The sequence below is a fragment of the Thermoanaerobaculia bacterium genome, from assembly GCA_035260525.1.
In the GTDB taxonomy this organism is placed as follows: domain Bacteria; phylum Acidobacteriota; class Thermoanaerobaculia; order UBA5066; family DATFVB01; genus DATFVB01.
Window position 1 is genome coordinate 18831 of record DATFVB010000195.1, and the last position, 12107, is coordinate 30937.

At 67.8% G+C, this 12107-nt stretch carries 13 protein-coding genes; 4 read left to right on the plus strand and 9 right to left on the minus strand.

Features of this window, described 5'->3' with window-relative positions; genetic code table 11:
* Window positions 1–12: 12 nt before the first annotated feature.
* The 9 genes from VKH46_09695 to rpmH form a co-directional block, all read right to left on the minus strand.
* Window positions 13–768, minus strand: coding sequence for a ParA family protein (locus VKH46_09695; GenBank protein HKB71105.1), 756 nt, complete (start codon window positions 766–768; stop codon window positions 13–15).
* Window positions 761–1399, minus strand: coding sequence for an RsmG family class I SAM-dependent methyltransferase (locus VKH46_09700; GenBank protein ID HKB71106.1), 639 nt, complete (start codon window positions 1397–1399; stop codon window positions 761–763). Before VKH46_09700 ends, VKH46_09695 begins: the two co-directional genes overlap by 8 nt.
* Window positions 1353–3242, minus strand: coding sequence for a tRNA uridine-5-carboxymethylaminomethyl(34) synthesis enzyme MnmG (gene mnmG / locus VKH46_09705; GenBank protein HKB71107.1), 1890 nt, complete (start codon window positions 3240–3242; stop codon window positions 1353–1355). The genes VKH46_09700 and mnmG overlap by 47 nt, the downstream gene beginning before the upstream one ends.
* Window positions 3243–3447: 205 nt before the next feature.
* The gene (gene mnmE / locus VKH46_09710; GenBank protein ID HKB71108.1) at window positions 3448–4800 is read right to left on the minus strand and encodes a tRNA uridine-5-carboxymethylaminomethyl(34) synthesis GTPase MnmE; all 1353 of its coding nucleotides are present in this window, start codon (window positions 4798–4800) and stop codon (window positions 3448–3450) included.
* Window positions 4801–4984: 184 nt separating this feature from the next.
* Entirely contained in the window at window positions 4985–5650 is a 666-nt protein-coding gene (locus VKH46_09715) for a R3H domain-containing nucleic acid-binding protein (protein ID HKB71109.1), read from the minus strand.
* Between the two features lie 9 nt (window positions 5651–5659).
* Window positions 5660–7324, minus strand: a complete 1665-nt coding sequence (gene yidC / locus VKH46_09720) for a membrane protein insertase YidC (GenBank protein ID HKB71110.1) — start codon at window positions 7322–7324, stop codon at window positions 5660–5662.
* Between the two features lie 6 nt (window positions 7325–7330).
* Complete coding sequence (yidD, locus tag VKH46_09725) at window positions 7331–7555, minus strand: membrane protein insertion efficiency factor YidD (GenBank protein HKB71111.1); 225 nt, start codon at window positions 7553–7555, stop codon at window positions 7331–7333.
* A complete protein-coding gene (rnpA, locus tag VKH46_09730) occupies window positions 7495–7878 on the minus strand; it encodes a ribonuclease P protein component (GenBank protein HKB71112.1) in 384 nt (127 codons plus the stop codon). Before rnpA ends, yidD begins: the two co-directional genes overlap by 61 nt.
* Window positions 7875–8009 (minus strand): 50S ribosomal protein L34, encoded by a 135-nt coding sequence (gene rpmH, locus VKH46_09735; GenBank protein ID HKB71113.1) that lies wholly within the window; start codon window positions 8007–8009, stop codon window positions 7875–7877. Before rpmH ends, rnpA begins: the two co-directional genes overlap by 4 nt.
* A 121-nt stretch (window positions 8010–8130) precedes the next feature.
* Between rpmH and dnaA the strand changes: the two genes are divergently transcribed.
* From dnaA to VKH46_09755, 4 genes are all read left to right on the plus strand, one after another.
* Window positions 8131–9438, plus strand: coding sequence for a chromosomal replication initiator protein DnaA (dnaA, locus tag VKH46_09740; GenBank protein ID HKB71114.1), 1308 nt, complete (start codon window positions 8131–8133; stop codon window positions 9436–9438).
* Between the two features lie 220 nt (window positions 9439–9658).
* Complete coding sequence (gene dnaN, locus VKH46_09745) at window positions 9659–10771, plus strand: DNA polymerase III subunit beta (protein ID HKB71115.1); 1113 nt, start codon at window positions 9659–9661, stop codon at window positions 10769–10771.
* Complete coding sequence (gene recF, locus VKH46_09750) at window positions 10772–11860, plus strand: DNA replication and repair protein RecF (protein HKB71116.1); 1089 nt, start codon at window positions 10772–10774, stop codon at window positions 11858–11860.
* Between the two features lie 4 nt (window positions 11861–11864).
* On the plus strand, window positions 11865–12107 hold a 243-nt coding region (locus VKH46_09755), incomplete at its 3' end, for an ATP-binding protein (GenBank protein HKB71117.1).

Consider the following 12107-nt stretch of genomic DNA (forward strand, 5'->3'; position numbering starts at 1 on the left):
CTTTGCTCGCGCTCACCGCGCGAGGACCTCGCCGGCGAGGTTCAAGTACGCCTCGGCGCCTTTGGACCGGATGTCGTACGCGAGGATCGGTTTTCCGAAAGAGGGCGCCTCGGCGAGGCGCACGGACCGGGGGATCACCGTCCGGAAGACCTTTCCGCCGAAGTGCGAGCGGATGTCCTCGACGACCTGGCGGGCCAGGTTGGTCCTCTCGTCGTACATCGTCAGGAGCACGCCGCCGATCTCGAGCATGGGATTCAACGTGATCTTCACCCGTTCGATCGTTTCGAGCAAATCGCTCACGCCTTCGAGCGCGAAATATTCGCACTGGATCGGGATCAGGATCTCGTCGGCTGCGCAGAGGCCGTTCAGCGTCAGGAGACCGAGGGAAGGCGGGCAGTCGACGAGGAGATAGTCGTAATCCTCGCGCAGCCCGTCGAGCGCCTGCTTCAACCGGTGCTCCCGGTCGGGCAGCTCGACGAGCTCGATCTCCGCCCCGACGAGGTCCCGCGTCGCCGGGACGAGCCGGAGGTTCGGGAAAGCGGTCTCGCGCACGGCCGAGCGGGGCGGCTCGCCGCGCAGGAGGTCATAGGTGGTGGGACCCTCCCCGTTCTTGGCGAAACCGAGGCCGGACGTCGAATTGGACTGCGGATCGAGGTCGACCAGGAGGACCTTCCGGTCGAGGCTCGCCAGAGCGGCCGCGAGGTTGATCGCGGTCGTCGTCTTGCCGACCCCCCCCTTCTGGTTCGCGAGCGCGATGATCCTACCCATCGGGGGCCGCATTGTTCCACGTGGAACATTTCCGGAAAAGCGCGATTTCGCGCCGTTCCGACCGGGGGATCGCGAGCCGCTTTTCCAGGGTGAACCGCGGGCGCAGATCCTCCTCGAGGAGGCCGAGGCCGGCGGTCCAGACGAGGAGCTTCCCGCCGGCCTCCAGGAAGCTCCCGGGCCCGAGGAGCTCTGCCAGGCCTCCGACGGCCCGAACCGTCGCGGCGTCGAAGCGGTCGTCACCGAGGTGTTCCAGACGGCAGGCCCGGACCGTCGCGCGCAGGCCGGGGATCCGGCGCAGCGTGTGTCTCAGGAACGCGGCGCGCCGCTCCCGGGGCTCGAGGAGCGTCACGTCGAAGCCGGCGATCGCGATCGGAACGCCCGGAAAGCCCCCTCCGGAGCCGATGTCCAGGACGCGGTCCCCTTTCTCGAGGAGCGAGGCGCCGAGCATCGACTCCAGGGCGTGAGCGGCGAGATCGTCCTCCGAAAGGCGGCCCACCAGGTTCGTCGACTCCCTCCAGCGGACGACTTCTCCGAGGAAGATCTCGATCTTCGCCCGAACCTCGGGTTCGAGTAAAACCCCGTACTCAGGCGCGAGCCGCGCGAGAGGCGTCTGAAGCGAGCTTGCGGACACGGAAGGCGAGTATAGCGACCGCCGCCGGAGTCACCCCGGAGATCCGCGCCGCGTCCCCGAGCGTGCCCGGCCGCCGCCGGGAGCATTTCTCGACGACCTCGCGCGAGAGTCCCGACACCGATCCGAAGTCGAAATCGGCGGGGATCGGCTCCCCTTCGAGCCTCGAGAGCGCGTCCGCCCTCTCCCGCTCCCTGGCGATGTAGCCCTCGTATCGGACGCGCGACTCGAGAATCGCGCGCTCGGCGTCCGTCCAGCCGGAGAAGAGCTCCGGACGGAGACGCCCGACCGCCAGGGCATCGACGTCCTGGCGCTGGAGGTACTTGAAAAGCGTCGTCGGGCCGGAGATGGCCGGCGCGTCCGCGCCCGCGAGCTCCCCGAGCGTCGCCCGGTCGGGACGAAGGGTCTCCTCCCGCAGCCGCTCGATCGCGGCGGCGATCCTCCGCTCCGACCGCAGGCCGCGGTCGAGCTCCTCGGCGCTCACGAGCCCGAGCTCCCGACCCTTCGGCAGGAGCCGCGAGAGCACGGTGTCGACGCCCAGCAGGAGGCGGTACTCCGCGCGCGACGTGAACATGCGGTAGGGCTCCTCGACGCCGAGGCTGACGAGGTCGTCGACGAGGACGGCCATGTACGCCTCGTCGCGGCGCAGCCGGAAGGGGTCCCGGCCGAGGAGCTCGTGCGCCGCGTTGGCGCCCGCCCAGAATCCCTGTGCCGCGGCCTCCTCGTAGCCCGACGTGCCGTTGATCTGACCGGCGAGGTAGAGCCCGGGCATCGCGCGGCACTCGAGCGTCGGCTCGAGCTGCTCCGGGTAGGCGAAGTCGTATTCGACGGCGTATCCCGGGCGGAGCATGACCGCGCGCTCGAGCCCGGGGATCTCCCGCAGGATCGCGCGCTGCACGTCCTCGGGGAGCGACGTCGACAGGCCGTTGACGTACGTCTCCTCGGAATCGAGCCCCTCGGGCTCGAGGAAGATCGTGTGCGCGGGCCGGCCGGCGAACTTGACGACCTTGTCCTCGACGGAGGGGCAGTAGCGCGGCCCGAGCCCCGAGATCCGGCCGGCGTAGAGCGGCGATCGGTGGAGGTTCTCCCGGATGATCGCGTGCACCCGCTCGTTCGTCGCGGTCAGCCAGCACAGGACCTGAGGATTGGTAACCGTCTGGTTACGAAATGAGAAGGGGACCGGCGGGTCCTCGCCGGGCGCCGGCTCGCAGCGCGCCGTGTCGACGGAGGAACGGAGCAGACGCGGCGGCGTGCCGGTCTTGAAGCGGCCGAGGCGCAGCCCCGCCTTCCGCAGCGACGCCGAGAGGTGCACGGCGGCCTTCTCGCCGACGCGCCCTCCCTCCCGCTGCGCCTCGCCGACGTGCATCCGCGCCGACAGGAACGTTCCGGTCGTGACGACGACGGCGCGCGCGGCGATGAGCGACCCGTCCTCGAGGAGGACGCCGGAGGCGCGGCGGCCGTCGTCGCGGATCTCGACCGCGGTCCCTTCCCGGATCGTGAGGTTCGCCGTCGCCTCGAGGACCGCCCGCATTCTCGCCGAGTAGAGCGCCTTGTCGCACTGCGCCCTCGGCCCCCAGACGGCGGGGCCGCGGGAGCGGTTCAACATCTTGAACTGGATCGAAGCCGCGTCCGTGACGCGCCCCATGAGGCCTCCGAGGGCGTCGATTTCCCGGACGAGGTTCCCCTTGGCGACTCCCCCGATCGCCGGGTTGCACGACATCTTCGCGATCGTCTCGCGCGAGAACGTCACGAGCGCGGTCGACAGGCCCAGACGCGCGGCGACGTGCGCGGCCTCGCAGCCGGCGTGGCCGGCGCCGATGACGATTACGTCGTAACTCGCGTCCATGACTCGCCGATTAAATCATCGCAGCGGAGGGCGCCCACGAAATTCCAATCTCCAGATTCCAAACCTCAATAAAGGGGAAACGAAATTCCAATCTCCAAACCCGAAAACCAAATCATCGAGGTCGAGCCCACTTTCCGATTTGGAAATTGGAGCTTATTGAGATCGGGAGCTTGGAATTTGGAATTTCGTCTCGCCTCGGCCGACGTTACTTCCCGATGCAGAACCTCGCGAAGATCCGGTCGAGCACGTCCTCCGTCGTCGACTCTCCGACGAGGTCGGAGAGCGCCGCGAGCGCTTCCTCGACGGAGAGAATCGCGATCTCCGCCGGCTCCCGCCCTCCCAGTGCTTCCTTCGCCCGCCGTGCCGCGTCCCGCGCGCGGACGATGAGGTCGCGCTGCCGGCGCGAGACCGACTCCCCTGCCGCCTCCGCGGGAAATTCGACGGCGAGCCGCCGGCCGATCTCGACCGACAACCGCCCGGCAGCGTCTTCCGAGATCGCCGAAAGGCCGAGCGAGCCCGTCTCACCAGGCGGCGCAGCGAGATCGATCTTATTGAAAACGAGGAGCTTGCAGCTCGATTCCAGGGCGTTCCAGGCACGCCGCGCCGCATCGTCCCACGGCTCGACCGCGTCGTGCACCCAGAGCGCGAGATCCGCGCTTCGCGATTCCTCCCTCGCGCGAGCGACCCCCTCCGCCTCGACCGCGCTCCCCGTCTCGCGCATTCCCGCGGTGTCGACGAGACGCACGGGCAGCCCGCCGATCTCGACGTCGGCTTCGAGGGTGTCGCGCGTCGTACCGGCCTCCGCGGCGACGATCGCGCGGTCGTACCCGACGAGGCGGTTGAAGACGGTCGATTTCCCGGCGTTCGGAGCGCCGAGGATCGCGACGCGGAGCCCCGACGCGATGCGAGAGGCGATCTCCGATCCGGCGGCGAGGCGCGCGAGCGTCCCGGCGGCCGAGTCGAGTTGCCGGCCGATCTCCTCGGGATCTTCCTCCCCCGCCTGCTCCGGAAAGTCGATCGCCGCGGTCCAGAGCGCGTGCGCGGTGAGCAACGCGTCGCGCACGGGCGCGATCTCGCGCTCCCCTCTTCCCGCCAGGCGCGCGAGCGCGCCGCGCGCCGCGGTCTCCGTCGCCGCGTCGACCAGCTCGGCGACCGACTCCGCCTCGAGGAGCGACAGCTTTCCGTTCAAGAACGCGCGACGCGAGAACTCCCCCGGCTCGGCCGGGCGCGCGCCGGCCGCCTGCGCCGAAGCGAGCAGCGTCCGCGAGAGGACGGGATTGCCATGGAACGAGATCTCGACGACGTCCTCCCCCGTGTACGACGCGGGCGTCGGAAAGTACGTCACGAGGCCCCGGTCGAAAGGCTCGCCCGCCGCGTCGCGCAGCTCGACGAGCCCCGCCGTCCGCGGCGCGGGCGCTTCGGGAAGCCCCGGCGCGACCCGCCGCGCGATCGCGAGCGCCTCCCTTCCCGAGATCCTCGCGACCGCGATCGCGCTGCGCGCCATCGGCGTGGAGAGAGCGACGATCGTGTCGAGCTGGTCGGCGCCTTTTGGCTTCAAATCCGAAATCCGAAATCCGAAATCCGAAACAAGCACAAAATCCGAATTTCAAAAATTCGAAACGTGGAATCCATCGAGCTCATGTTTTTGAGTTTCGAAATTCGAATTTGTTTCGGATTTCGCGCTTCGTGCTTCGGATTTCAAGCCGCTCGGAGCGACATCGGTGCTGCCGAGGCGCGCGTTTCTATCGCTTCGGCAAAATGGCCACTCTTTTGAAGAACCCCTCCCCTTCGCTCTTGGTCTCGACCTGCGCGTCTTCGGACAGCGACAGGTGGACGAGGCGGCGATCCGAAGGGGACATCGGGTCGAGCAGCACCTTGCGGCCGGAGAGCTTCACGCGCTCGGCCTGCCGGCGCGCGGATTCCTGGAGGAGCTCCTGGCGCCGCTCGCGGAAGCCGTCCGCGTCGAGCTGCGGGAAGACCGGCCGGCCGAGCTTCTTGCCCGCGATGCGTCCGGCGAGCGTCTGCAGCCCCTCGAGTCCCTCTCCCTGCCTGGCCAGCAGGTGCGGCAGGTCGTCGCCCGAGAGGTCGAACGAGAGGTCGGAGCGGTGACGGACATCCACGCGGAGCTCGGCGGCGACGAGGAGCTCGCGCAGGACGTTCGAAACTTCGGCGATCGTTTCCTCGTCCGCCGGAGGCTCCTCCGCGCCGCGCTCGGCGGCGGGACGCTCCGCGGCGGCCGGCGCGAATTTCATCGTGCCGTCCGTGATCAGCTCCACGACGACCCGGCGAGCGCCCCAGAACGATTTCTTGTCCTCGACGATCCGGTACTGGAGATCGTCCGCGGGCCGCCCCACGGCTCCGGCCGCGAGCTCCAGCGCCTCTTCCAGGGTCTTTCCTTCGTATCGCATGGTCGAATCCTACCCTCTCGTTTTTGCGGCTTTCGCCTTCCCGCGGCGCGCGGCGGGCGCCGGCTCGTCGCGGTACATCCGATTGATCAGCGCCTGCTGCGCGATCGTCAGCACGTTCGAAAACAGCCAGTAGAGCACGAGGCCGGCCGGCATGTCCTTCATGAAGAACCCCCAGAAGAGCGGCATCACGAGGAACATCTTCCGCTGCGCCGCGTCGACGGTCGACGGCGTCATCAACTGCTGGAGGAACATCGTTCCGATCATCACGATGACGAGCACGTACGTGGGGTCCTTCGCCGAGAGATCGTGGATCCAGAGGGCGAAGGGCGCGTGGCGGAGCTCGATCGCGCGCTCGAGCACGATGTAGAACGCGAAGAGGACGGGCATCTGGAGGAGCATCGGAAGGCAGCCGCTCATCGGGTTGTAGCCTTCCGCCTGGTACAGCGCCATCATCTCCTGGTTCATCTTGTTGCGCTGCTCGACGTCGATCTTCGCCTTCTTGTACTTGTCCTTGATCACGTTGATCTTCGGCTGGAGCTTCTGCATCTTCTTCATGCCGACGAACGATTTCTGCATGAGCGGGAAGAGGAGCAGCCGGATCAGGAACGTGACGGCGAGAATCGCGACTCCCCAGTTGGCGACGTAGCGGTGGGAGGCCTTGAGCAGCCAGATCAGGCCGCGCGCGATGATCCCGAGGTTGATCCCCATCGAGCGGAAGCTGACGGTCTCCTCGAGATGCAGACCGAGCGAGGAGAGGATGTCGAGGTCCTTCGGGCCGATGTAGAGGCTTCCTTCGAGGACCGACGTCGCGCCGGCGCCGGCGCGGACCTGCTCCTCCTTCTTTCCGGTCTCCCCCTCGCGCACCGGGGCGACCCACCACCGGGTCTCCCCGCGCGGGACGAACGCGGCGAGGAAGTAGTTGTCCTCGAGGCCGACGAATCCCGCCTTCGGGAGCGGCCCCTGCTGGACGGACTGCACCTTCTGGCGGGGAACCGAGTGCGCGCGGTCGCCGTCGAACCAGACGGCGCCCGACGCGCTCGTGAAGCGGTTCTCCTTCTCCTGCGTCGAGAGGTTCCGGATGCCCGGACCGAGCGCGAGCACGAACGGCTGCTTCGCGCCGGCGCACGCGACCTTCACGCCGACGAGATACCCGTCGCCGAACGTGAGCGTCTTCTCGAACGACCGGCCGTCTCCCGCGAAGCGCAGCCGCACGACGTCGCGGTTGCCGTCCTTCGTCCGCTCGACGGCGTAGAGCGCCGCGTTGGCCGCCAGGGTCGACGCGGCGTCGGAGCCGAAATCGAGGTCGAGCGGGAGATCGGGCGACTCGCCGCGATGGACCATCTCGAGGCGATGCCGTTCGTCGTCATCGTACTTCTTCAGGAGAAACGACGTCAGCACCGCCCCCCGGTTGTCGATCACCGCGCGATAGAGCGGGCGGTCGATCACGACCGACTCGCGCGCGGCGGCCGCGACCGGCAGGACGGCGGGGGAGGGCGGCGGCGCGGGCGACGGCGGGGGCGCCGATGACGCCGACGGCGCCGCCGCGGGCGCCGTGCCGGCGGCCGCCGGCGCCGGGGGCGCCGGAGAGGTCTTCGGCGCTTTCGGCGTGATCGCGTCCCAGAGGACCAGGACGACGATCGAGAGCGCGGCGGCGAGGAGGAGGCGCTTTTCCACGCGCGGCTACTTCACCGGGTCGAAGCCGCCCGCGTGGAACGGATGGCAGCGGCCGAGACGGCGCAGGCCGAGCCCGATCCCACGGAGCGCGCCGTAGCGGGCGACCGCCTCGGCCATGTATTCCGAGCACGTCGGGACGAAACGGCAGGAGGGAGGGAGCAGCGGAGAGATCACTCGCTTGTACGCGCGGAGGGCCGCGAGGAGGACAGTTTTTCCGAGAGCATCTTCCACTCCTGACCCAGCTGGTCGAGCGTCGCTTCCGAGGCCCCCGGCCTCGCCAGGATGCAGAGGTCGCGCGGCGGCGCCGCCTGGCGCCTCACCCGCCTCAGGATCTCGCGGAGCCGGCGCTTGACGCGGTTCCGGACGACCGCCGAGCCCACTTTCTTCGGTACCGACAATCCCCATCGCGAGCGGCCGAGCGCGTTGTCGAGAGCGAAAACCACCAACCATCGACCCGCGACCCGTCTTCCCCTCTTTTGACAATCCGTGAAATCCCGACGCTTCCGAAGGCGCGCCTCTTTCGGGAAGCCCTCCGGGGCGCCGGACGCCGTCAGACGGTCAGGCGCTTGCGCCCCTTGCGGCGGCGGGCCGAGAGAACCGCGCGCCCCGCCTTCGTGCTCATCCGGGCGCGAAAACCGTGCGTTTTCCTGCGCCGGGCGTTGTTGGGTTGATAGGTGCGCTTCATGGCTTCTCCGTCCCTTTCGCTTCAAAACTTTGATTCTATGGGCCGGTCCTGTCCAAGTCAAGGATTGTGCTAAGATCCCGCGCCGAGCTTTCCACAGCTGTGGAAAACCCTGCGGAAAAGAATGAACCGGAGCGAACGCTGGAAGCAGTTTCTCTCGGCCCTCGAGCCTCAGATCGAGGAGAAAGAATTCCGCACGTGGTTTCTCCCCGCGAAATTCGGGGGTCAGAGCCCGGTCGGGGAGCGCCCGGTCTGGAAAATCGTCGTTCCCAACGCGGTTTTCGCCGACTGGATCCCTTCCCATCACTCGGCCGCGCTGCGGGCGGCGGCCGAAAAGATCGGGATCCCCGATCTCACGCTCGAGTTCTCCGCGGCCGAGCCCGGAGGAGCCGAGCCGGCCGCTCCCGCCGAACCTCCTCCCGGGATCAACCCGCGCTACACGTTCCAGAACTTCGTCGTGGGGTCGTCGAACCAGTTCGCCCACGCCGCGGCCCGCGCGGTCGCGGAGGCCCCGTCGCGCTCCTACAACCCCCTCTTCGTCTACGGCGGCGTCGGCCTCGGGAAGACCCACCTCATGCAGGCGATCGCCCATGAGATCCTCCGGCAGAAGCCGGGCGCGCGGATCCTCTACCTCTCGGCCGAGAAGTTCTTGAACGACCTGATCAACGGGATCAAGAGCGAGCGGATGCACGAGTTTCGCCGGCGCTACCGCGAGCTCGACGTGCTGCTCGTCGACGACGTCCAGTTCATCGCGGGGAAGGAGGCGACCCAGGAGGAGTTCTTCCACACGTTCAACGCGCTCCACGAATCGCAGCGGCAGATCGTCCTCTCCTCCGACGCGCCTCCCAAGGAGATCTCGTCGCTCGAGGAGCGTCTGCGTTCCCGCTTCGAGTGGGGGCTGATCGCCGACATCCAGCCGCCCGACCTCGAGATGAAGGTCGCGATCCTCCGCAAGAAGGCGGAGGAGGAGAAGGTCTTCATTCCGAACGACGTCGCCCTCTACATCGCCGCGACCGTGAAGAGCAACATCCGGGAGCTCGAGGGGCGCGTCAACCGCGTGCTCGCCTTCGCGTCGCTGACCGGCAATCCGCTGACGCTCGAGCTCGCGCGGGAGACGTTGAAGGACATGGTGGTGTCGGAGGACCGCAAGGCCACGCCCTCGGAGATCCTGAAGGCGGTCGCTTCGCACTACGGGATCCGCGTGTCGGACCTGAAAGCGAAATCCAACGCGAAGACGATCGCGTTCCCGCGTCAGATCGCCATGTATCTCTGCCGCCAGCTCACCCAGCTCTCCTTCCCGGAGATCGGCAGGCTCTTTAACGACAAGCACCATTCGACCGTGATGCACTCGGTCGAGAAGATCCAGCGCCTCTACGACGACGATTCCGATTTTCACAAGACGCTCGACGGATTGAGCTCGTCTTTCCGCTGATTTTCTCCGTCCCGCCGCGGCTTCCACAGGCCCGATTTCCACACCTCTCCGCGCTCCCGAAAGGGCCCCGAATCGTCCCCGGAAGCGCCTCGATTTCAGCTGTGGAAAACTGACCGCTAAACATATGTAAATATGACTGTTATTTATTGAAAAAAAGAGGATTCCACAGGCCTATTTCGACGATTGAATGTGATACTCTCTTTCTTCAATCAGGAGCGATATGGAACTGACAATTGAGCGTGGGAAATTCCTGGACGAGCTCCAGGTTCTGCAGGGTGTAGTCGAGCGGAAAAATACGATTCCGATCCTCGCCAATATTCTCCTCAAGGCCGAGGACGGAGGGCTCGATCTCACGTCGACGGACCTCGACTTGACGCTCCACACGCGCGTGGACGCGAAGGTCGGCTCCCCGGGAGGCGTGTGCGTTCCCGCGCGCAAGCTCTTCGATCTCGTCCGTTCTCTCGACGAGCCCGGCATCCGGTTGAAGCTCCTCGAGAACCACTACCTCGGCGTCACCGCCGGGTCCGGCCGCTACAAGATGGTCGCGCAGCCCGCCGAAGATTTCCCGACCGTCCCCAAGGTCGAGGGGAAGGCTTCGCTCTCGATTCCGCTCTCGACCTGGAAGACGATGACGCGCAAGGTCCTGTTCGCGATCTCGGCCGAGGAGAAGCGGTTCCAGCTCTCCGGGGCCCTGCTCAAGGAGAAGGGCCACGACCTCGAGCTCGTCGCGACCGACGGACACCGGCTCGCGCTCGTGCAGTTTCCCAAGCCTCCCGGCAAGAGCGGGCTGCCGCCGATCCTCGTGCCGAAGAAGGCGCTCACCGAGATCCTGAAGATGGACGGGGACGACGAGACGAAGCTCGAGATCCAGCACGCGGAGAACCACCTCGCGTTCACCGTCGGCGGCCGCAAGCTGATCGCGCGGCTCCTCGACGTCAACTTCCCCGACTACGAGAAGGTGCTCTCGAAGGACAACGAGAAGAAGATCACCGTCTCGCGCACCGTGCTCGAGAACGCCGTGCGCCGCATCGCCCTCTTCTCCTCCGAGCGGGCGCGCGGCGTCCGCCTCGCGTTCGAGGCGAACGCCCTGACCGTGTCCTCCGCCTCGCAGGAGCTCGGCGAAGGAACGGAGACGGTCCCGGTCGAGTATGCGGGCGAGCCGCTCACGCTCGGGTTGAACGCGCAGTACCTCCTCGATTTCCTCGCGGAAGCCGAGACGGAGAACGTCCGGCTCGAGGCCAAGGACGAGAACACGCAGTGCCTCTGCCGTCCCGCCGAGGAGATCCCGGGGATCTCGAAGTACATGTACGTCGTCATGCCGATGAGGATCTGATTGCTCGAGAGCTTCTCCACCACCGGTTTTCGCAACCTCGGCTCGGCATCGTTTTCCTTCGCTCCCGGCGTCACGCTGCTCTCGGGGGAGAACGGCGCGGGGAAGACGAACATCCTCGAGGCGATCGCCGTCGTCTCGGGGCGCCCGTCGTTCCGGGACGCGGAGCCGCGCGACATGGCGCGGGAGCGCTCCTTCTTCGTGCGCGCCGCCGTCCGGCGGGAGAGCGGCCGGGACGAGATCGCCGTGCACTGGTCCGCGGGGAGGCCGCGGCAGTTCGCCAAGAACGGCGAGCGGGCGACGTACGCCGAAGCGGGGGAGGTCCTGCCGGCGATCTTCCTCGCGCCCGAGGACCGCGCGCTCTTCGTCGGGGGACCCGCCGTCCGACGGCGCTTCCTCGACCGGCTCGCGGTCACGCTCTTCCCGGCCGCCGCCGGGATCTACGACCGCTTCCGGAGGGCGCTCGCGCAGCGCAACGCTCTGCTCGCGTCGCCTTCGCCGCGCCGCGACGAGCTCGAGGCCTGGACGGAGGAGTTCATCCGCTCGGCGCACGCCGTGGCCGCCCGTCGCGGAGAGGCCTGCGCGCTCTGGCGCGAGCGCTTCGACGCGCGGCTCGCGGCGGCCGGCTCGCTCTCGGAGCTGCGCGCCGAGCCGAAGGGGGAGCCGCCGGAGGAATACACGGAGCGCGCCCGGACGCTCGCCCCGCGGGAGAGGGAGCGCGGCCACACGCTCTTCGGCCCGCAGCGCGACGACCTGGAATTCACGCGCGCGGGAAAGGGTTTCGGTTGTGCGGCCTCGACCGGCGAGATCATGCGGGCGGCGTTCCTGGTGCGGCTCTCCGAAGGGGAAACCGTCGCCGGCGCCCGGGGCATCGTCCCGCTCTATGCGCTCGACGACTTCGACGCCGAGCTCTCGCCGGCCGCCGCGGAGTCCCTGCTGTCGGAGCTCCCGGAGGACGCGCAGGTGGCGCTCACGAGCGCGCACCCCGACGCGGCCGAGCGCTGTCCGCGGCGACCCGACGCGGTCTTCGAAGTCGTCGACGGGAACGCCCGGCCGAGGACGATGAAGGAAAACCTGAGAAGGATTGGATGAGAACATGAGCAGCAGCTACACGATCGACGACATCAAGCTCTTGAAGGGCCTCGAGGCGGTGCGCAAGCGCCCGGGCATGTACATCGGCAACGTCGACGACATCAGCGGGCTGCACCACATGGTGACGGAGCTCGTCGACAACTCGATCGACGAGGCCCAGGCGGGCTACGCCGACAAGGTCGTCGTCACGATCCACCCCGACAACTCGGTCACGGTCGAGGACAACGGGCGGGGCATCCCGGTCGGG

Bases quoted from the DNA above. Each gene is read 5' to 3' on its own strand.
- VKH46_09695 (HKB71105.1), bottom strand. From the start codon at position 768: ATGGGTAGGATCATCGCGCTCGCGAACCAGAAGGGGGGGGTCGGCAAG.
- mnmG (HKB71107.1), bottom strand. From the start codon at position 3,242: ATGGACGCGAGTTACGACGTAATCGTCATCGGCGCCGGCCACGCCGGC.
- VKH46_09715 (HKB71109.1), bottom strand. From the start codon at position 5,650: ATGCGATACGAAGGAAAGACCCTGGAAGAGGCGCTGGAGCTCGCGGCC.
- rpmH (HKB71113.1), bottom strand. From the start codon at position 8,009: ATGAAGCGCACCTATCAACCCAACAACGCCCGGCGCAGGAAAACGCAC.
- dnaA (HKB71114.1), top strand. From the start codon at position 8,131: ATGAACCGGAGCGAACGCTGGAAGCAGTTTCTCTCGGCCCTCGAGCCT.
- dnaN (HKB71115.1), top strand. From the start codon at position 9,659: ATGGAACTGACAATTGAGCGTGGGAAATTCCTGGACGAGCTCCAGGTT.